19 protein-coding genes are annotated in these 18,988 nt (G+C 69.3%); 14 read left to right on the top strand and 5 right to left on the bottom strand.

Annotated elements, in window-relative coordinates:
- Positions 1–13 precede the first annotated feature (13 nt).
- Entirely contained in the window at positions 14–1,018 is a 1,005-nt protein-coding gene (locus ACO2RV_RS02895; protein ID WP_423289603.1) for a helix-turn-helix transcriptional regulator, read from the bottom strand.
- 255 nt (positions 1,019–1,273) lie between these two features.
- Between ACO2RV_RS02895 and ACO2RV_RS02890 the strand changes: the two genes are divergently transcribed.
- Complete coding sequence (locus tag ACO2RV_RS02890; protein WP_423289601.1) at positions 1,274–2,266, top strand: helix-turn-helix domain-containing protein; 993 nt, start codon at positions 1,274–1,276, stop codon at positions 2,264–2,266.
- Between the two features lie 6 nt (positions 2,267–2,272).
- Here the strand turns inward: ACO2RV_RS02890 and ACO2RV_RS02885 are convergent, their stop codons facing one another.
- The gene (locus ACO2RV_RS02885) at positions 2,273–3,622 is read right to left on the bottom strand and encodes an MFS transporter (RefSeq protein WP_423289599.1); all 1,350 of its coding nucleotides are present in this window, start codon (positions 3,620–3,622) and stop codon (positions 2,273–2,275) included.
- 136 nt (positions 3,623–3,758) lie between these two features.
- Here ACO2RV_RS02885 and ACO2RV_RS02880 point away from each other — a divergent pair, with 136 nt between their 5' ends.
- The gene (locus tag ACO2RV_RS02880) at positions 3,759–4,172 is read left to right on the top strand and encodes a DUF2177 family protein (protein ID WP_423289597.1); all 414 of its coding nucleotides are present in this window, start codon (positions 3,759–3,761) and stop codon (positions 4,170–4,172) included.
- On the opposite strand, the gene ACO2RV_RS02875 is transcribed toward ACO2RV_RS02880, so the two are convergent.
- The 3 genes from ACO2RV_RS02875 to ACO2RV_RS02865 are packed head-to-tail and all read right to left on the bottom strand — an operon-like array spanning position 4,169 to position 6,226.
- Positions 4,169–4,978, bottom strand: coding sequence for a DUF1295 domain-containing protein (locus ACO2RV_RS02875; RefSeq protein WP_423289595.1), 810 nt, complete (start codon positions 4,976–4,978; stop codon positions 4,169–4,171). The genes ACO2RV_RS02880 and ACO2RV_RS02875 overlap by 4 nt on opposite strands.
- A 7-nt stretch (positions 4,979–4,985) precedes the next feature.
- Entirely contained in the window at positions 4,986–5,651 is a 666-nt protein-coding gene (locus ACO2RV_RS02870) for a ChrR family anti-sigma-E factor (protein WP_423289593.1), read from the bottom strand.
- A complete protein-coding gene (locus ACO2RV_RS02865) occupies positions 5,648–6,226 on the bottom strand; it encodes a sigma-70 family RNA polymerase sigma factor (protein ID WP_423289591.1) in 579 nt (192 codons plus the stop codon). Before ACO2RV_RS02865 ends, ACO2RV_RS02870 begins: the two co-directional genes overlap by 4 nt.
- A 212-nt stretch (positions 6,227–6,438) precedes the next feature.
- Between ACO2RV_RS02865 and ACO2RV_RS02860 the strand changes: the two genes are divergently transcribed.
- The 12 genes from ACO2RV_RS02860 to ACO2RV_RS02805 all read left to right on the top strand — a co-directional run bounded on the left by ACO2RV_RS02860 (position 6,439) and on the right by ACO2RV_RS02805 (position 18,984).
- Positions 6,439–7,782 carry an NAD(P)/FAD-dependent oxidoreductase gene (locus tag ACO2RV_RS02860; protein ID WP_423289589.1) on the top strand — a complete coding sequence of 448 codons (1,344 nt, stop codon included), beginning with the start codon at positions 6,439–6,441 and terminating at the stop codon, positions 7,780–7,782.
- Positions 7,779–8,585 carry a DUF1365 domain-containing protein gene (locus ACO2RV_RS02855; protein ID WP_423289587.1) on the top strand — a complete coding sequence of 269 codons (807 nt, stop codon included), beginning with the start codon at positions 7,779–7,781 and terminating at the stop codon, positions 8,583–8,585. Before ACO2RV_RS02860 ends, ACO2RV_RS02855 begins: the two co-directional genes overlap by 4 nt.
- Positions 8,572–9,837 carry a class I SAM-dependent methyltransferase gene (locus tag ACO2RV_RS02850; RefSeq protein WP_423289585.1) on the top strand — a complete coding sequence of 422 codons (1,266 nt, stop codon included), beginning with the start codon at positions 8,572–8,574 and terminating at the stop codon, positions 9,835–9,837. The genes ACO2RV_RS02855 and ACO2RV_RS02850 overlap by 14 nt, the downstream gene beginning before the upstream one ends.
- Before the next feature lie 195 nt (positions 9,838–10,032).
- On the top strand, positions 10,033–10,956 hold the full coding sequence (gene osmF / locus ACO2RV_RS02845; protein ID WP_423289583.1) for a glycine betaine ABC transporter substrate-binding protein OsmF: 924 nt from the start codon (positions 10,033–10,035) through the stop codon (positions 10,954–10,956).
- A complete protein-coding gene (locus ACO2RV_RS02840; protein WP_423289581.1) occupies positions 10,953–12,185 on the top strand; it encodes an ABC transporter permease in 1,233 nt (410 codons plus the stop codon). The genes osmF and ACO2RV_RS02840 overlap by 4 nt, the downstream gene beginning before the upstream one ends.
- On the top strand, positions 12,182–13,105 hold the full coding sequence (locus tag ACO2RV_RS02835; protein ID WP_423289579.1) for an ABC transporter ATP-binding protein: 924 nt from the start codon (positions 12,182–12,184) through the stop codon (positions 13,103–13,105). The genes ACO2RV_RS02840 and ACO2RV_RS02835 overlap by 4 nt, the downstream gene beginning before the upstream one ends.
- Positions 13,102–13,833, top strand: coding sequence for an ABC transporter permease (locus tag ACO2RV_RS02830; RefSeq protein WP_423289576.1), 732 nt, complete (start codon positions 13,102–13,104; stop codon positions 13,831–13,833). Before ACO2RV_RS02835 ends, ACO2RV_RS02830 begins: the two co-directional genes overlap by 4 nt.
- Before the next feature lie 150 nt (positions 13,834–13,983).
- Positions 13,984–15,231: a lipase family protein gene (locus ACO2RV_RS02825; protein ID WP_423289574.1), complete on the top strand. Its 1,248-nt coding sequence runs from the start codon at positions 13,984–13,986 to the stop codon at positions 15,229–15,231.
- A gap of 147 nt (positions 15,232–15,378) precedes the next feature.
- A complete protein-coding gene (locus tag ACO2RV_RS02820) occupies positions 15,379–16,260 on the top strand; it encodes an HAD-IB family phosphatase (protein ID WP_423289572.1) in 882 nt (293 codons plus the stop codon).
- Positions 16,253–17,668, top strand: a complete 1,416-nt coding sequence (locus ACO2RV_RS02815; RefSeq protein ID WP_423289570.1) for an aspartate aminotransferase family protein — start codon at positions 16,253–16,255, stop codon at positions 17,666–17,668. Before ACO2RV_RS02820 ends, ACO2RV_RS02815 begins: the two co-directional genes overlap by 8 nt.
- A gap of 27 nt (positions 17,669–17,695) precedes the next feature.
- Complete coding sequence (locus ACO2RV_RS02810; protein ID WP_423289568.1) at positions 17,696–18,619, top strand: hypothetical protein; 924 nt, start codon at positions 17,696–17,698, stop codon at positions 18,617–18,619.
- Positions 18,616–18,984 (top strand): EamA family transporter, encoded by a 369-nt coding sequence (locus ACO2RV_RS02805; protein ID WP_423289566.1) that lies wholly within the window; start codon positions 18,616–18,618, stop codon positions 18,982–18,984. Before ACO2RV_RS02810 ends, ACO2RV_RS02805 begins: the two co-directional genes overlap by 4 nt.
- Positions 18,985–18,988: the final 4 nt, after the last annotated feature.

Raw genomic sequence — 18,988 nt, 5'->3', positions numbered from 1 at the left:
GGCCCGGAACCGGCTACCCCGACAGCGCGCGCAGCAGTGCGGCGAGGCTGGCCGGCTCCGACGACGGATCGCCCGTGCCGCGCGCAGGCGCCGCGCCGCGCCGCGCCATGCCGGTCTCGCGGACGGAGCGCGGCGATACGCCGAACTCCTGCCGGAAGGAGCGGCTGAAGACGGAAGGGTCGGCAAAGCCCCATTGCTCGGCGATGGCCATGATCGGCCGCGTCTCCTGCGGATCGGCCAGCGCGTCGCGCGCCTGGAGCAGCCGCTGCCGCCTGATATAGGAGGAGATGCCGCCCAGCGGCTCGAACAGGCGGTAGAGCCGGGAGCGCGACACGCCGAGCTCCCGGCAGATCAGCTCGGGCGTAAGCCCGTCATCGGCGAGCCGCGCCCGGATCAACCGCCGCGTCCGCTCGACAAGTGTCAGATTGCCCGCCGGCGCTTGCGGCAGCACTGCGCCGGACGCGGCCGCAATGCCACTGAAAACGCCGGCAATCGCCTCCACCGCATGAGGAAGCGCCCAGCCATCCAGCGTGGGCAGGCGGTTGGCCAGCGCAAGCATCATATCGCCGAGAAGCGGCAGCAGGCCCCCATCGACGACGGCATTGGACCGGTCGACGGGCCCCGTCTCGTGCAGCCCGTTCCGCGGCATGAACAGCAGCAGCACGCCCTCTTCCTCGAGGCTCACCGCATGAGGGTAGGCGAGCGAGTGGAACTGCGGACCTCGCGGGCGGGCGGGCGGGAGAGCCTGCCTCGCAGCAAAGCGGCAGGGCTGGGCGACGTACCAGTGATCGAGGATGGTGCCGGGCGCGTGCGTCCACCTCACCGGCTGGCGAGCATCCGGCAGGGTGATGGCGACGAGCACGAGTCGCCCGAGCGGCCAGGTGCGCTGCACCACCGGGAAGCCGGCATCGGCAGAGGCGGGCGGCTCCATGTCGAGCACGGTGGCATAGGCGGCGCGGAAGGCGTCGAACTGACGGTGGGGCGGCAGGCCAGTCGTGGTGAAGTCGAGCGGTTGCACGGCGGTCGATCGCGAGGGTCTTTCGGGACACGGCCGGGCGAAAGGCTCGCTGACGAGGGAAGGCTGGATGCGGAGCATGCCGTCACCGGGAGGAGCTGGCCATCGGCCAAGGGTCATCATCGCCTAGCCCCACTGTACGGGCGCTCAAACGGCACGGTGAAAACTGGATATAGATCGTGAAGAAGTGCACTATCGCGGGGTGCCATCGCGCCCGTATCCGGCGGCGTCGGAAACATGTTGGCCGAAAGGATGCCCTTGGACGAACAGCGGAAGTTCGGCGTCGATTTCCGCGCCCTGCAATCCGGCCTCGGCATTGGCGAGTTCGTGCCGTCGCGGCAGGTCTTCGGTGCCGCCGACGAGGTATTCATCGCGCGCGAACACGGCTATCGCCGCATCGATGCCCACACGCTGCTGCATGTGCTGAACTTCGAGGCCGGGCAACCCTATAGCCTGAAGCTGGCGCGGCCCGATCTCGTCTGCATCCAGGCCATCATCTCCGGCAGCTACAGCCGCTGGATCGGCCCGCGCATGGACCTCGTCCCGCCTCAGCTGCTGCAGATCAGCAATGTTCCGATCTCGATCTCCGACGTGGAGGCGGGCCGCAAGCTGCGCGGGCTGCTCATCGTCTGCGACCGGCAGCATCTGCTCGACCACTACAAGCTCAACGTCGCGGCGATCCCGGCGCCCTACCGGCCGATCTTCCTGTCGCGCGAGGGCACGCCGGAGGTGCTCCAGCTGCCGCTGTCGGCGACCGGCATCGGCCTCGTCGACCAGATTCTCGGCTGCAAATATGCCGAGCCGTTGCGCGGCATCTTCCTCGGCGTGAAGACGGTGGAAATCCTCTGCGACGTCGTCGCCCAGCTGCACCGCCCCCAGCGTACCGCCACGCCGCGGCTCATCAGCGAGCGCGCGAAGCAGAAGGCAATCGAGACGGCGGCGGAAATCTACCGGCGCGAGCTCGGCGAACTGCCGAGCATCGAAATGCTGGCGCTGCGCGTCGGGCTGAACCGCAACGAGCTCACCAGCGGCTTCCGCCGCGCCTTCGGCCTCACCCCGCATGCCTATGCGCAGATGCACCGCATGGAGCGGGCGCGGGACATGCTGCAGGCGGGGCAGATGTCTATCAGCGAGGTCGCGCGGCGCGTTGGCTATGAAGGCTATGCCAGCTTCGCGCGCGCCTACCACGCCCATTTCGGCCATGCGCCGGCGCTTTCGGGCGGCCAGCCCGCGGCAACGGAGGCGGACTAGCCCCGCTCAGGCGACGGGCGCGTGCGCGGTCTCCGGCATGTGCCAGATGGTGACGAGGCTGGTCGCGCTGGCGGCGATCACATACAGCGCCGGCGCCAGCGGGCTGCCCAGCGCCCCGGTCAGCCACACCGCGATGAACGGGGCGAAGCCGCCGAACACCGCCGCCGCCAGCGCATAGGCGACGGACGACCAGCGCGAGCGGTCGCGCGCGGCGAACAGCTCCACCAGCACGGCCGGCGCGGCGCCGGAATAGAGCGCGATCGAGGCCCCGAGCAGCAACTCGATCGCAGCGGTCAGCGCAAAGCCCTGGATGTTGGCGATGCTCCACAGCGCCGGCAGCGTCAGCAGCAGGATAAGCACGCAGGAGGCCATGAGAAACGGGCGACGGCCATGCCGGTCGGACAGATGCCCGACCAGTGGCACCAGCAGCATGATGGCGATGGTGGACAGCGTGTTGGCCCAGTTCGCCTCGCTCGGGCTCAGCCCACCCTGTTTCTGGGTGAACAGCGGGAGGTAGATGAGGAAGACGTAGAAGCACACCGTCCAGTGCATGGTAAGGCCGAACACCGTCAGCATCGGTCGATGCACACGCCGCAAAACCTCGCCGGCCGACACGGCAGTGCCGGCCTCGCCGCGATAGACCGGGGTCTCATCGAGGCCGGTGCGCAGCCACAGCGCGACCAGACCGAGCACGCCGCCGAGCAGGAACGGCACGCGCCAGCCCCAGCTTTCCATCGCCGCCGCCGGCAGGAAGCCCACCAGAGCCGCCGTCAGCGCGCTGGCCAGCCCGCTGCCGAGCGCGACCGTCGCCGCCATGAAGCTGGTGGCGAAGCCGCGCCGCCCGAGGGGCGCCGATTCCAAGAGGAAGGCGTTGGCCACGCCCCATTCGCCGCCGGCGGAGAAGCCTTGCGCCAGCCGCGCGGCCAGCAGCAGCACTGGCGCGAGCATGCCGATCCGCTCATGCGCGGGAATGAGGCCGATGGCGAAGGTGCTCGCCGCCATCAGCCCGGCCGCGACCAGCAGCGCCGGCTTGCGCCCGCGTCCGTCGCCGATGCCGCCGAGCAGCAGCCCACCGAGCGGGCGCATGACGAAACTGACGCCGAACACCGCCAGCGTGGCGAGCAGGCCGACATGGGCGCTGTCACCCGGGAAGAAGGCCCGCGCGAGATAGACCGCGAGCATGCCGTAGACGGCGAAGTCGAACCATTCCAGCACGTTGCACAGCAGAACCGCGATGAGGCTGCGCCGACGCCGCGCGGCAACGAGGGAAGCGTCCGGCATCAGCATGCGCGGGGCCTCGATGGAACGCGGCGCGGGCGGGGCGCGGATCGGTGCATGGGCCTCTGAGGTAAGCAACCGGATACCCCGCCAACGGACCACAGCCCCGCGAGGCTGGCAAGGGACAGGACGGGGATGGTTGCGCGACGCCGCCGAATGATCCGCAGGCCCGGCAGGAACGTAAGTCGGGGCAGATCCATCAAGGAAACGCCCCATGCTCGCCCCCCTCGCGATCGGCTACCTCGCCACCGGCCTCGCCTTCCTGCTGCTCGACGCGCTGTGGCTAGGAACCATGGCGAGCCGGCTCTACCGGCCGCAACTGGGCGAGCTGATGCTGGACGGCTTCCGCTTCGCGCCCGCCGCCATCTTCTACCTCCTCTATGTCGCTGGCATTGTGTTCTTCGCCCTCCAGCCTGCGTGGCAGAGCGGGCGCTGGACCACGGCGCTGCTTCATGGCGCTCTGGTCGGGCTGCTGGGCTACGGCACCTACAACCTGACCAATCTGGCGACGTTGAAGGGCTGGTCACTCACCGTCACGCTCGCCGACACGGCGTGGGGCACCCTCGCCACCGCGCTGGCCGCAACCATCGGCTTTGTCGTGTCGCAGGCGCTGGCGGGCGGACGCTAGAGCGCTTTCGGCGGGCTGGGCCAGAACGCATTGACGCGGCGCTGATAGGCGCAGAACGCTTCACCGCGCGAGCGCAGCATGTGCGCCTCGGTCGGCGGGATGCCTGAGGCGTAGACCAGCAGCCAGTACATCATCGCCGGCCCGGCAAGCGCGACCCATCCCCACGGATAGCTTCCCGACAGGTCGATGGCGATCAGCGGATAGGCCAGCCAGCCCAGCCATTCGAAGAAATAGTTCGGGTGCCGACTATAGCCCCACAGGCCGGCATCGCAGATGCGACCGCGATTGGCCGGGTCGGCGCGAAAGCGGGCGAGCTGGCGGTCGGCGACGCCCTCGCCCGCCAGCGCGACCAACGCCACGGCGATGCCGAGAACATCGCCGAACCCGCCGAACGGCAGGGGATTGTGCGCGGCCGCCATCGCGCACAGCGCCAGCACGAGGCCGGCGCCGGCCTGGATCTGCAGGAACAGGAACAGCCGCAGATCGGCCTGCGCGCCCCATTCGCGTTTAAGCGCCGCATAGCGTGGGTCGTCGCCGCCCTGCCGGGTGCGGGCAAGGATGTGCAGGCCGAGCCGCAACGCCCACAGCGCGAGGAGGCCCGCGACCACCCGGGCACGGGTCTGGGTAGCTCCGTCGAAGGGGGCGAGCGCGGCACCCATGGCGGCAAAGCCGGTGGCAAACGACCATACCGTATCGATGTAGCCGCTCTGCCCGCTCCGCGTCGCGAGCCACCAGGCGAAGCTCATCGCCACGGCGAGGAACACCGCGACAACGGCGATCACCATGGCCGGCGTGACGCTCGCCATCGCCGCCTCAGAGCTTCAGGAAGGGTTGCACCAGCCGGCCGAACAGGCCGCTCAGCACCATTTCGCCGTCGAAGGCGGCGAGGCAGATGCACTCGCCCTGCTTGTCGACCACCGGCTGGTGCTCGACCTCGCTGTCCATCTCGGCGAGATCGCCGGGCCGAAATGTGCCGAATTCGTCGGTGAAGGAGCCAGTCAGCACCTGCGTGAACTCAAGCCCGGAATGCCCATGCTCCGGCAGCGCCCTCCCGGCGCCGACGCGCAGCAGCGTCAGGCGTGCCGCCGGGGCCTCGGGAATGGTGACGCGGCTCAGATGCACGCCGGGGCCGAACCAGCGCCAGCGGCCGACATCGCAACGGCGCAGCGCCCTCGGCAGATCGAGCGCGATGTCATGGCGCACGATGCGCGCGGGCGGCGGCGTGGGCGGCGTCGCGTCGAGCGCGTCGATGCGTGCCATCGCCTCGGCCAGCGCGTTCGGCGCCATCAGCTCGGGCGACGCCTCCTCCACCAGCCGGCCACCCATGGCGGCGAAATTGGCGAAGCGCGCCCGGCATACCGGGCAGCCTTCCAGATGCGTCGCGATCACCACGGAGGCTCCCGCCGGCAGGCGGCCGGCGGCGTAGCGCAGCAGGGTCTCGTCGCTGGGATGGTGGTTGACGGGAGAAACGGCGCTCATACCCGTTCCTCCAGCAGAGCGCGCAGCCGCGCCAGCGCGAGGCGCACCCGCGACTTCACCGTGCCGAGCGGCAGGCCGAGCTCGCGGGCGATCTCCGAATGCGCCTTGTCCTGATAGAAGGAGAGCCGCACGATCGTCGCCTGCTCGGTCGACAGGTTGGCGAGCGCCGCGCGCAGCGTGTCGTCGCGCTCGGTGGCGAGGAGATTGGCTTCGCCGTCCGGCATGGGATCGCTTTCCTCCTCCAGTGCGAGGCCGATCTGTTCGGCCGGGCGCTGGCGGCGCAGATGGTCGATCCGCAGGTTGCGCGCGATGGTGAACACCCAGGTCGAGGCGCCGGCCTTCGCGGGATCGAAGCTGGCGGCCTTGGCCCAGAGCGACACCATCGCCTCCTGCGCCAGTTCCTCCGCCATGGCGGCGGTGCAACCCGAGCGCATGAGGAACGATTTCACCCGCGGCGCGAAATGCGCATAGACCGCCGTGAAGGCCTGCCGGTCGCGTTCTGCGCCGATGCGGACGATGAGATCGGACAGTTCCTGACCTGACGGTGCGCGCACGGGTTCGTCGGACAGCTTCACCAGCGGTCTCCGACGTTGCGTCCGGCGCACGCTCTGGCCGCCCGGCACGATGTTACCCTCAAACGCATTCATGCAGCCTTCTACGCAGCGTCGGAACGGCCGGATCAGTCGCCCCGCACGCGGCCGACCGGGTGATCCAACGGCAACGGGCCTGCGTAACCTTATCCAAGGAGCGCGCCCGCCTCCACTGCGTGCCGTGAAAGGACCCGCCAATGGCCGACCCGCTCGACATGTCCGACACCCTCGACATCGCCGTCATCGGCGCCGGGATCTCCGGCATGTCGGCGGCATGGCTGCTGTCGAAGGCGCATCGCGTGACGCTGTTCGAAGCCAATGGCCGGCTCGGAGGGCACAGCCACACCACCGATGTTGGCGGCGTGCCGGTCGACACAGGCTTTATCGTCTACAACGAGAAGACCTATCCGAACCTCACCGCGCTGTTCCGCCATCTCGGCGTCGTCACTGCGCCGACGGAAATGTCGCTCTCCGTCTCGCTGGACGAGGGGCGGCTGGAATATTCCGGCACCGATCTCGGCGGCCTGTTCGCCCAGCCGGGCAATGCGCTCAGCCCGCGCTTCTGGACAATGCTGCGCGACCTGACGCGGTTCTATCGGCTGGCGCCGCGCGATCTCGCCACCATGGGCTCGATGAGCCTCGACGCCTATCTTGCGGCCCGCGGCTTCAGCGCCGCTTTTCGCGACGACCACCTGCTGCCGATGGCGGCGGCGATCTGGTCGACGCCGGCCGATGCCGTCGGCCGCTATCCGGCCGCGTCTTTCGTGCGCTTCTGCGTCAATCACGGCCTGCTGCAACTGACCGGCCGGCCGGTCTGGCGCACGGTGGATGACGGCAGCCGCGCCTATGTCAACAAGCTGATGGGCGGCTTCTATGGTACGGTTCGCACCAGCAGCGCCGCGCGCCGGGTCATTCGCGAAGCGGGCGGCGTCACGGTGGTCGACGGCAATGGCGCGGCCCATCGATTCGACCATGTCGTCATCGCCGCCCATGCCGACGAGGCGCTCGGCCTGATCGCCGATCCGACGCGGGAGGAGACCGCGCTGCTCGGCGCCATCGCCTATCGCGCGAACGACGTCGTGCTGCACAGCGATGCCCGCCTCATGCCGAAGCGCCGGCGAGCCTGGGCGGCCTGGAACTACATGGGCGGCAAGGAGGGGCTCGCCGTGACCTACTGGATGAACCGGCTCCAGCACATCCCCGAGCACACGCCGCGCTTCGTCACGCTGAACCCGATCGCCGAGCCGGCGCCCGGCAGCATCCTGTTGCGCCAGACGTTCGCCCATCCCCAGTTCGACGCGCGCGCCATCGAGGCGCAGACACGGCTCTGGTCGCTGCAGGGCCAGGGCGGGATCTGGTTCTGCGGCGCCTATTTCGGCTCCGGGTTCCATGAAGACGGGCTGCAGGCGGGGCTCGCCGTCGCCGAGCAACTCGGCGGCGTGCGCCGGCCCTGGCAGGTGGAGGATGCCTCCGGCCGCATCCATGTCGGCCCAACGCCGCGCATCGCCCGCCCGAGCCGCCATCTGGAGGCCGCGGAATGAGCGAGGATGCGCTCTATGCCGGCACGGTGATCCACCGGCGCGTGCGGCCGCGCCCGCACCGGCTGAGCTATCGCATCTACTCGCTGTTCCTCGACCTCGACCGCGTCGACGCGCTTGCCGGCCGCCTTTGGCTGTTCTCGCACAACCGTTTCAACATCTTCAGCTTCTTCGACGCCGACTATGGCGACGGCTCGGGCGCCCCGCTGCGCGGGCAGGTGGAGCGGCATATGCGGACCGCCGGCCTCGCGCCCGATGGCGGGCCGATCCGCCTGCTGACCATGCCGCGCGTGCTCGGCTACGCTTTCAACCCGCTGAGCATCTATTTCTGCCACCGTCGCGACGGCGCGCTCGCCGCCGTTTTGTACGAAGTCAGCAACACCTTCGGCCAGCGCCACAGCTACCTCGTTCCGGCCGAGCCGGGGCAGGACGGGCTGCTGCGGCAGACGGCGGAGAAGCGCTTCTATGTCTCGCCTTTCATGGACATGGCGCTGACCTATGCGTTCCGCCTGCGCGTGCCGGAGGAGGAACTGAGCGTCGGCATTCTCGCCTCGGACCGCGACGGGCCGGTGCTGAGCGCCATCCACACCGCACGTCGTCGGCCGCTGACCGACCGCGCGCTCGCCGCCGTGTTCCTCGCCTACCCCTTGCTCACCCTCAAGGTGGTCGCCGGCATCCACTGGGAAGCCCTGAAGCTCTGGGCGAAAGGGATCCGCCTGCGCCGCCGCCCGCCACCGCCCGACCTCCCCGTCACCGTGCCCGCTCAAACTCTGCCCAAGGACCTGTCCGCCCATGTACTCCGATAGCGACACCCGTCCGGCTCTTGCCGGCGTCGACATTTCCGCCGGCTGGAACGACCGGATCGGCAGCGCGGTGCTTCACCGGGTGCTCTCGAACCTCGCAACCGGCCGGATCGTCGTCGACCTGCCGGGCGGCGGCCGCATCGAGCGCAACGGCGCGACGCCCGGCCCGGAGGCGCGGCTGTCGCTGCGCCGCTGGAGTGCGGTGCGCCGGCTGGTGACCGGCGGCGATATCGGCTTCGCAGAAGGCTACATGGCGGGCGACTGGTCCTCGCCCGACCTCGCCGCGCTGGTGGCGCTGGTCGCCGCCAACGGCGCGGTGATCGAGGCGAAGATCGCCGGCCTGGCGCCGTTGCGGCTGATCAACCGGCTGTACCATTTCGCCCGGCGCAACTCGCGGGCCGGCAGCCGGCGGAACATCGCGTTCCACTACGACCTCGGCAACGCGTTCTACCGGCTCTGGCTGGACCCGAGCATGACCTATTCCTCGGCGCTTTACGCCCGCCCCGACGCCGACGACGAGGAAACGCTGGAGCAAGCCCAGGCTGCCAAGCTCGCCCGCATCACCCATCTCCTGCAACTGGCAGGCGGCGAGCATGTGCTGGAAATCGGCAGCGGCTGGGGCGCGCTGGCGGCCCGGCTCGCGGCCAGCGGCGCCCGCGTCACCGGCCTGACGCTCTCCCATGAACAGCTCGCTCATGCGCGCACACTCATGGAGGAGATCGGGCACGAGGAGGCCGTCGAGCTGCGGTTGCAGGACTATCGCGACGTGGAGGGCCAGTACGACCGCATCGTCTCCATCGAGATGCTGGAAGCGGTCGGCGTCGCCTACTGGCCGGTCTATTTCCAGACCCTCCGCGAACGCCTTGTCGCCGGCGGGACCGCGGTGCTTCAGGTCATCACCATCGCCGATGAGCGCTTCGAGGGCTACCGGACGCAGCCGGACTTCATCCAGCGCTACATCTTCCCCGGCGGGATGCTGCCGACCAAGTCCATTGTCGCCGAGGAAGCCGCGCGCGCCGGCCTGTCGCTGGAGCAGCGGGAGGATTTCGGCACCAGCTATGCGCGCACCCTTGCCGAATGGCGCCGACGTTTCCTCGCCGCCGGGCCCGAGCTGGAGCGCCTCGGCTTCGACCCGCGCTTTCGCCGCCTGTGGGACTACTATCTCGCCTATTGCGAAGGCGGCTTCCGCGCGGGCGCTATCGATGTAAGCCTGTTCGTGCTGCGCCGGCCGGAAAGCGCAGCAGCGGCCACATAAGCCCACGCTCCCTCACTACTCCAGAGATGGGGAGAAGCGCAGCGTCGATGAGGTCTCGACAGGTGGAACGCTTGGCACACGGCGGCCGTTAACGCAGGTCGCCGCGACGCATCGCTCTGGATCGCCTGCAAGAAGTGTAGTGCTATGCCCATGCCACTTACGCCCCGCGAACCGGCGCAAACGAGGGAGTAAATCATGAGCATCAGCCGCCTTCTCGCCGCTGCAGCGCTGGCCGCCGGATTGGGCCTTGGTGCCCCCGGCGCGGCCTCCGCCGCCAATACCGTCACCGTCGCGTCCAAGATCGATACGGAAGGCGCGGTGCTCGGCAACATCATCGCCCTGCTGCTGGAGCAGGGCGGCCTGCCGGTGAAGGAGCGGCTCTCGCTCGGCCCGACCAAGATCGTGCGCACCGCGCTGATCGAAGGCGAAGTCGACATCTATCCCGAATATACCGGGAATGCCGGCTTCTTCTTCAATGTCGACAGCGATCCGGCGTGGAAGAAGGCCGACACCGCCTATGCCAAGGCCAAGCAGCTCGACGCCGCCAACAAGCTGGTGTGGCTGGCGCCGGCCCCGGCGAACAACACCTGGGCCATCGCCGTGCGCGGCGACGTCGCCAAGGCCAACAAGCTGTCGACGCTGGATGATTTCGGCAAATGGGTCGCCGGCGGCGGCAAGGTGAAGCTTGCCGGCTCGGCGGAGTTCGTCGAGAGCGCGGCGGCGCTGCCCGCCTTCCAGAGCGCCTATGGCTTTACTCTCGGCAAGGACCAGCTCCTCGTGCTCTCCGGCGGCGACACCGCGGCGACCATCAAGGCGGCGGCGGAAGGCACCTCCGGCGTGAATGCCGCCATGGTCTACGGCACCGATGGCGGCATCGCCGCGCTCGACCTCAAGGTGCTCACCGACACCAAGGGCGTGCAGGCGGTCTATGAGCCGGCCCCCGTGGTGCGCGCCGCGACGCTGGAGAAATACCCGCAGATCGAGACCATCCTCGCGCCGGCCTTCGCCTCGCTGACGCTGGAGACGCTGCAGGACCTCAACGCCAAGGTGCAGATCGAGGGGCAGGACGCCCGCACGGTCGCCAAGGCCTATCTCACCGGCAAGGGCCTGCTGAAGTGAGCCTTGCGGGCGACCGCGTCGCCGTGGTCCCGGCTCCGGCAGATCTTGCTGCGTCGCGACCGGTCCAGCCCTCCCGCGCCAATCCCCTGCTGGTGCTCATCGTCACCGGCATGGTGGTGGCACTGGGAAGCCTCGGCTTCGTCTCCGTCGCCCCCAACCGCATCGTCAGCGGCAAGGCACTCGCCCTGTGGGCGGCGGTGGAGCCGGGTTTCGCGGCCCTGCTCGCCGCGCTCGTGGTGGCCCTCGGTCTGTCGGCCGTCATCCGCTCGCTTGTCTGGCGCGACCGGCTCACCGCTCTCACGGCCGCGGCGCTGCTGGTCGCCTGCATCCTCGCCGCCGCCCATGCCGCGAGCCTTGCGGCGGCAACCAGCGGCCCCATCGCCCGCACCTCGCTCGGCGCCGCGTTCTGGATCGTGACCGCCGGCGCCGCCTTCGCCTTGGCCGACGCCACCGGCCGGATCTTCGCCAACTCGCTGATGCAGTCGCTCGTCGCGATGGCGGTGGTCGGCGCTCTGGTGCTGCTGGCCGTCTCCGGCACGCTGTCGGACCTTTCCATCGCCCGCGAATTTGCCAATCGCCACGATGCCTATTGGCAGGAAGTGGCGCGACACCTCGGACTGGTGGGCGGCGCGCTGGCCGGCGCGCTGCCGCTGGGCGGCCTGCTCGGCATCCTGGCGTTGCGCCGGCCCGGATGGCGCAAGCCGCTCTTCGCCATGCTGAACCTCATCCAGACCATTCCCTCCATTGCCTTCTTCGGCCTGCTGATCGGCCCGCTCTCCCTGCTCGCCGGCACGCTGCCGATGCTGCGCGATCTCGGCATCAGCGGCATCGGCGCGGCGCCGGCGATCATCGCGCTGACCCTCTACGGCCTGCTGCCGGTGGCGCGCGGCACCTATACCGGGCTTGCCTCGGTGCCGGCCTCGGTCATCGAGGCGGCGCGCGGCATGGGGCTCGACGAGCGGCAGATCCTCCTGCGCGTCTCCATCCCATTGGCGTTGCCGATCCTCCTCGCCGCGCTCCGGGTGGTGGTGGTGCAGCTCATCGGCCTGACGGTGGTCGCTGCGCTGATCGGCGCCGGGGGGCTCGGCTCGTTCATCTTCCAGGGCCTCGGGCAGACGGCCACCGACCTCATATTGCTCGGCGCGCTTTCCGCCATCGCGTTGGCGCTCGCGGCCGATCTCGCCCTGCGCAGCCTCGGGGCGCTGCTCACCTCGGGAGTGCGCGCATGATCGTGCTCGATCGCCTGACCAAGCGCTACGACGCCACCATCGCCGTCGACCAGCTCTCGCTCACCGTCGCGGCCGGCTCGATCTGCGTGCTGGTCGGCGCTTCCGGCTGTGGCAAGTCGACCACGCTGCGCCTCATCAACCGGCTGATCGAGCCCGATGGCGGGCGGGTGCTAATCGGCGGCACGGATGTCGCGAGCCTGCCGGCGGTCGCGCTGCGCCGGCGCATCGGCTACGTCATCCAGTCCATCGGACTGTTCCCGCACTGGACTATCGCCCGCAACATCGCCACCGTGCCGGAACTGCTGGGCTGGCCGGCGGAACGCATCGCGCGGCGGGTCGACGAGTTGCTGGACCTCGTCGGCCTCGATCCGGACAGCTACCGCGACCGTCGCCCGCATGAACTCTCCGGCGGCCAGCAGCAGCGCGTCGGGGTCGCCCGCGCGCTCGCCGCCGATCCCGACCTCCTCCTGATGGACGAACCCTTCGGCGCACTCGACCCAGTGACACGCGACGGCTTGCAGGCCGCGCTGCTCGACATTCAGGCGCGAACCGGCAAGACGGTCATCTTGGTCACCCACGACATCGACGAAGCCATCCGCCTCGCCTCGCGGATCGCCGTGCTCGATGACGGGCGGCTGATTCAACAGGGCAGCCCGCGCGAGATTCTCACCCGCCCGGCGAACCGCTTCGTCGAGAGCTTCATTGGCGGTCCCCGGCTCGGGCTGCGGCTGTTGCAGGTCACGAGCGTGGGCGAGCGCACCGACTACGAAGCCTCCGCCGAGGGCGAGCCGATCGCCGCCGACGCGCCGCTCGACATGGCGCTGGCACGGATGGTGGCGAGCGGCACCGACCGGCTGGCGGTGGTCGACGCGGCCGGGCGGCGCGGCGCCCTCGCCCTCGCCGATGTGGTGGCGCGATGACCGGCGCCGCCCGCCTCGCGGCCAAGCCGGCAGTGTGGGCGAGCCTTGCCTTTGCCGCCGCGCTGACCTTGCTGCCCTTCAGCGCGCCGCTGTTCCACGCGCTGTTTCCCGAGCTGGCGCGCCCGCTCTACAGCCGCGCCAGCTTCCTCGATCTCGCGCTCTCCCATGCGGCACTGGTCGCCATCGCCAGCCTCGTCGTGGTGATCGTCGGCGTCGGCGTCGGCGTCTTCGTCACCCGACCGGCGGGCCGGGACTTCGCCGGGCCGGTGGATACGCTCACGGCGGTGGGGCAGACCTTTCCGCCGACCGCCGTGCTGGCGCTGGCGGTGCCGGCGATCGGCTATGGCGGCGCCCCGACCGTCATCGCGCTGATCGTCTACGGCCTGCTGCCCGTCGTCAGCGCCACCATCGCCGGCATCGGTGCCGTCCCCACCGCGACCGTCCAGGCGGCGGACGGCATCGGCCTGTCGCCGGCCGGGCGCCTCGCCAAGGTCGAACTGCCGCTGGCAGCGCCGGTGATCCTCGCAGGGGTGCGCACCTCGGTGATCCTGAACATCGGCACCGCCACCATCGGCTCGACGGTCGGCGCGCTCACCCTCGGCTCGCCGATCATCGAGGGGCTGTCCGGCTCGAACCCGGCCTATGTCGTCCAGGGCGCGATCCTGGTCGGGCTGTTCGCCATCGCCACCGACCTGTGGTTCGACGAGCTGGAACACGCACTGGCCTAGAGCGGGACAACGCACCCGACTCGCGCCCGTCCGCGCCGGGCGTTTGCGCAGGCATGATGCTGTCTCGAAATACCCCAGCGGCAATCACCGACATGAATGCGGGACAGCGGCCATTAAGGTCGCGTTAACCTCAGCCGTCGGTTCAGAGCCATGCGCAGCATCCGGAACGCCACGTCACGAAAGACCACGACCGGCCTCGCGCGGATGGCGCTGGGCCTGCTCTGCGCGTCGCCGGCGACCGCCTATGCCGACGATCTCGGCAGCTTCTACGCCGTCCCCGCCCGCGAGGTGCCGGGCGCGGCCGGCACGCTGATCCGGACCGAGCCGGTGCCCGCCCCGCCTGGCGCTGCCGCGGCCTACCGCATCATCTATCGCTCGCGGGACCGCGACGACCGCGACATCGCGGTCTCCGGCCTCGCCGTGCTGCCGCCCGCGATCGACGGCGCAACGCAGCGGCCCGTCGTCTCCTGGGGTCACGGCACCACCGGCATCGCCTCGGGCTGCGCGCCCTCGCGCCTGCCGGCCCGCGCCTTCGACGGCATTGACGGGCTGCACGCACTGCTCGCCAAGGGCTATGTCGTGGTGGCGACCGATTACCAGGGCCTCGGCGAGCCCGGCCAGCACCCCTATCTCGTCGGCGCCAGCGAGGCGCATGCGATGATCGATGCGGTGCGGGCGGTGCGCGCACTGCCCGGCGCCCATGCCGGCGCGCGCTACGCCACATGGGGTTTCTCGCAAGGCGGGCATGCCGCGCTGTTCACCGGCTCGGTCGCCCGGCGCTATGCGCCCGATCTGCAGCTTGTCGGCGTGGCGGCGGCCTCCGCTCCCACCGAGCTGCGCCCGCTGCTGCATGACGACATTCACTCGATCACCGGCAAGGTGGTCGCCACCTATGCGGCGCTGTCGTGGAGCCGAACCTATGACCTGCCGCTCGATGAGATCGTCCGCAAGCAGGCGGTGCCGAACGCCGAGCGCATCGCCAGCACCTGCAGCTTCGACCTCGGCGACGATCTCGCGCTCGGCCTCGACGCCTCCGGCTATCAGACGACCGGCCTGCTGCGTCATCACGCCGACCGGCGGCCCGACTGGGACCGCCTGATCGCCCGCAACAGCGTGCCGGTGCCCGGCCGCGTGCCGGTCTTCCTGGCGCAGGGCGTCATGGACCAGATCGTCGAGCCGCGACCGACGCGCGACTATGTCGGCAAGCTCTGCCGCGATGGCGTCAAGGTCGACTATGTCGAGGAACCCTGGGCCTCGCACGGCGCCACAGCGCGCACCAGCGCGCGCTCCGCCGTCGCTTGGCTCGCGGCGCGCTTCTCCGGCCAGAACCCGACCAGCACCTGCGCGAACACGCTGGCGGATGCCTCGCCGGAGCCCGCCTTGTCCACAGACCGATAGGGCGGAAGCGGAATTGCCGCCCCGCTCAAGACAAGTTGAACACGTGTCCGGACACCTCCGCACCGCCTCGCCTTGTGACCCAGCGGAAATCCCGGCGATCGCGCCGTGCGACCGCTTCCGGACGCTACGTCCGAGGCACACAGGTCCGTGTCGAAGAACGGGCGGCACAGCCTCCGGACGAAAGGCACATCGCCCCGACCTGACCCTCGCTTTGGCCATCGAAGTCGCGGAATCGGGCAAAACGACAAAAAATGGGCCAACTACGTGAAAGAAAACCCTTTCTCAGACGCGCATGAGATTTTACACAAATCTATTACTTACTTCGGCATTCACATGGGCACGTCTCCGACCCTACATTTCGCGCTGGATTTCGATGGAACCATCTGCCCCATCGATACTACCGACTTCCTGCTCGAGACCTTCGCCGACCCGCAATGGCACGCGATCGAGTCACGATGGCAGGCGGGCGCGATTTCTTCCCGCGAATGCCTCGCGGAGCAGGTGGCGCTGATCCGCGCCACGCCGGAAGACATTCGCCGCGCCCTCGCCGACATCACGCTGGATCCCGACGTGGTGCGCTTCGTCGCTGCCGTGCGCAGCGTTGGCGCTGACGTCTCCGTGGTCTCCGACGGCTTCGACATCTCCATACTTCCGCTGCTCGCGGCGGCCGGCCTCGACCTGCCGGTGAGTTGCAACCGCATGCTGCCGGTCGGGACCGACCGGTGGGTGGCGAGCTTCAGCAACGCCAGCGAGGGCTGCGGCAGCGGCACCTGCAAGTGCGCTGCGACCGAGGCTGCCACGCGGCTCGTGCTGGTCGGCGACGGGCGGTCCGATTTTTGCGTCGCCCGACGAGCCGATCTCGTCCTCGCGAAGGGAAGCCTCGCGACCTTCTGTGCCGAAGAAGCGCTGCCGCATGTCGCCATATCGAGCTTTGCCGACGCTCTTGCCGCTCTGCCTGCCCTCTTCCCGGAAATGAGCCCACCCATGCCCGCGTCCGCCGGGCCTTCGTTCGAGGACCTAAATGCTTGATCGCAATCCCACCGCCGGCCCGCTGTCGAGCGCTGCCGACCGCGAGCGCCTGTACGCGCTTGAAGCCGAATACTGCTCCTATGGCGACACGGTGCACTACACCGAGGTGCCGAAGATCTTCGAGCGCTGCGAGGGCTCCTTCATCTATGACGACGAAGGGCAGCAGTTCCTCGACCTGCAGATGTGGTACTCGGCGGTCAATTTCGGCTACGCCAATCCACGCCTCAACGAGGCGCTGAAGCGCCAGATCGACCGCCTGCCGCAGGTGGCCAGCCAATATCTCCACCGCGAGAAGATCGAGCTCGCCGCCGAGATCGCCATCGGCGCGCAGGAGCGCTTCGGCCGCAAGGGGCGGGTGCATTTCAACGTCGGCGGCGCGCAGGCGGTCGAGGATTCGCTGAAGATCGTGCGCAACGCCTCGAACGGAAAGAGCCTGATGTTCGCCTTCGAGGGCGGCTATCACGGCCGCACGCTCGGCGCCTCGGCCATCACCTCGTCCTACCGCTACCGCCGCCGCTACGGCCATTTCGGCGAGCGCGCGCAGTTCGTCGAGTTCCCCTATCACTTCCGCGGCCCGCGCGGCATGTCGAAGGAGGAATATGGCGAGCTGTGCGTGAAGAAGTTCGAGCGCCTGTTCGAGAGCGAATATAATGGCGTGTGGGACCCCAAGGTCGGCCAGGCCGAATATGCCGCCTTCTATGTCGAGCCGATCCAGGGCACCGGCGGCTATGTCATCCCGCCGCCGAACTTCTTCCCGGAGCTGAAGCGCGTGCTGGACAAGCACGGCATCCTGCTCGTCGTGGACGAAATCCAGATGGGCTTCTACCGCACCGGCAAATTGTGGTCGATCGAGCACTTCGGCGTCACGCCGGACGTGCTGGTGTTCGGCAAGGCGCTGACCAACGGGCTGAACCCGCTGTCGGGCGTGTGGGCGCGCGAGGAGCTGATCAACCCCGCCGTGTTCCCCGCCGGCTCGACCCATTCGACCTTCAACGCCAATCCGCTCGGCACCGCCGTGGCGCTGGAAGCCATGCGCATGATGCGCGAGGACGACTACGCCACCACCGTTCCGGCCAAGGGCGCCTACTTCCTCGAAGGGCTGAAGGAACTGAAGACCAGGCACAGAATCGTCGGCGACGTGGACGGGCTCGGCCTCGCGCTGCGCATCGAGATCTGCGAGCCGCATGACAGCTACACGCCGTCGAAGAAGCTGGTCGACCTCATGGTCGACGAGGCGCTGAAGGGCGACCTCATGCACAAGGGCGAGCGCTACGGCCTGGTGCTGGACATTGGCGGCTACCACAAGAACGTCATCACCGTCGCGCCCTCGCTCACCATCTCCTATGAGGAGATCGACCTCGGCCTCGCTTTGCTGGACCAGCTGTTCACGCGGGTCACGCCCCGGTGAGAAGGTGGTGAGGTCGGCGTGACGCCCATGCGCATACGCATCATCGATACGGACGGGTCGCTCATGGCCCAGCCCGGCGTGATGGCCATGTGCGCCGCGACGGGCGGCGATGTCGTCGCCGCCCGCGACCTTGCCCCGCGCCTGCGCCTGCTTGCCGCCCGCGACGCCCTCGCCGCGCTCGCCGCGCGGCTGGGGCCGCCGGAGGCGGGCGAGATCACTTTCATCGGCTCAGGCGACTTCCACCATCTGTCGCTGCTGCTGGCGACGCGGCACGCGCGAGCGCTGAGCATCGTCCATTTCGACAACCATCCGGACTGGGTCCGCTTTCCCGCCAGCCTCAACTGCGGCTCCTGGGTGGCGCGCGCGCTGGAGGAGCCGCAGGTGCGGCGCGTCGTCACCATCGGGCCGGCGAGCCCCGACATCGAAGCGCCCCAGCTCAAGGGCGCCACCATGGAGGCGCTGCGCTCGGGACGGCTGGAACTGCATGCCTGGACCGGCCTTGAGACCTTCTATGCCGGCCCCGCTTTCGAGAACGCCGGCGCCTCCGCTGCGGCCGGCATCGCCCGCGATGGGCTGAAATGGCGCGGGCTGGCCGGCGACGACTGGCGCGCGCGCATCGACGCCATCGCAGCCCGGCTGCCGGACGCGCCGGTGTGGATCACCCTCGACAAGGACGTGCTGGGCACGGGCGAGGCGGTGACCAATTGGGACCAGGGTCGCCTGACGCTGGACGCCGTGCTGGAGGCAATCGGCACCATTGCCGCCCATCGCCCCTTGCTCGGCATGGATGTCTGCGGTGATTATTCGCCCGAGGGTTCGCTGGGAATGTTCCGCTCGCTGCTGGCGCGGCTCGACCGCAGCCAGCGGCCCGTGCCGCAGGGGGACGGCGCAAGCGTCAACGAAGCAACGAATCTGCGCATTCTCGCCGCCATGGGGGCGCTGCTGCAATGAACGCGGAAATCGTCGGACTGTTCGTTCTGTCGGTGGTGTGCGACGTCGCCGGCCAGCTTGCCTTCAAGCTGGGAGCCGGCAGCGTTCCCGCGCCGGGCAAGGGGCAGTGGGGTGCCTTCGCCCGCGCGCTGGTGGCGACGCCATGGCTCATTGCCGGCATCGCCGTCTATGTCGCCGAGTTCCTGATCTGGATCCGCATCCTCGCGCTGGTTCCGCTCGCCGTCGCCTTCCCGCTCGCCAGCCTGAACATCCTCGGCGTGCTCGGCGCCAGCCGCCTGCTGCTCGGGGAAAAGCTCGGCCGGAACCATTGGGCCGGCGCCCTGCTGATCATGGCGGGAATCGTCCTCGTCGCCGGCAGCCTGTAAGGAG

Source organism: Ancylobacter sp. VNQ12 (genome assembly GCF_049445835.1).
Classification (GTDB): domain Bacteria; phylum Pseudomonadota; class Alphaproteobacteria; order Rhizobiales; family Xanthobacteraceae; genus Ancylobacter.
Note: the sequence above shows the minus strand (reverse complement) of the source record. Positions and strands in the feature narration are given on the sequence as shown.

Excerpts from the sequence above, each read along its gene's own strand:
- ACO2RV_RS02880 (WP_423289597.1), top strand. The coding sequence starts at position 3,759 with ATGCTCGCCCCCCTCGCGATCGGCTACCTCGCCACCGGCCTCGCCTTC.
- ACO2RV_RS02875 (WP_423289595.1), bottom strand. The coding sequence starts at position 4,978 with ATGGCGAGCGTCACGCCGGCCATGGTGATCGCCGTTGTCGCGGTGTTC.
- ACO2RV_RS02870 (WP_423289593.1), bottom strand. The coding sequence starts at position 5,651 with ATGAGCGCCGTTTCTCCCGTCAACCACCATCCCAGCGACGAGACCCTG.
- ACO2RV_RS02860 (WP_423289589.1), top strand. The coding sequence starts at position 6,439 with ATGGCCGACCCGCTCGACATGTCCGACACCCTCGACATCGCCGTCATC.
- ACO2RV_RS02855 (WP_423289587.1), top strand. The coding sequence starts at position 7,779 with ATGAGCGAGGATGCGCTCTATGCCGGCACGGTGATCCACCGGCGCGTG.
- ACO2RV_RS02850 (WP_423289585.1), top strand. The coding sequence starts at position 8,572 with ATGTACTCCGATAGCGACACCCGTCCGGCTCTTGCCGGCGTCGACATT.
- osmF (WP_423289583.1), top strand. The coding sequence starts at position 10,033 with ATGAGCATCAGCCGCCTTCTCGCCGCTGCAGCGCTGGCCGCCGGATTG.
- ACO2RV_RS02835 (WP_423289579.1), top strand. The coding sequence starts at position 12,182 with ATGATCGTGCTCGATCGCCTGACCAAGCGCTACGACGCCACCATCGCC.
- ACO2RV_RS02830 (WP_423289576.1), top strand. The coding sequence starts at position 13,102 with ATGACCGGCGCCGCCCGCCTCGCGGCCAAGCCGGCAGTGTGGGCGAGC.
- ACO2RV_RS02825 (WP_423289574.1), top strand. The coding sequence starts at position 13,984 with ATGCGCAGCATCCGGAACGCCACGTCACGAAAGACCACGACCGGCCTC.
- ACO2RV_RS02815 (WP_423289570.1), top strand. The coding sequence starts at position 16,253 with ATGCTTGATCGCAATCCCACCGCCGGCCCGCTGTCGAGCGCTGCCGAC.
- ACO2RV_RS02810 (WP_423289568.1), top strand. The coding sequence starts at position 17,696 with ATGCGCATACGCATCATCGATACGGACGGGTCGCTCATGGCCCAGCCC.
- ACO2RV_RS02805 (WP_423289566.1), top strand. The coding sequence starts at position 18,616 with ATGAACGCGGAAATCGTCGGACTGTTCGTTCTGTCGGTGGTGTGCGAC.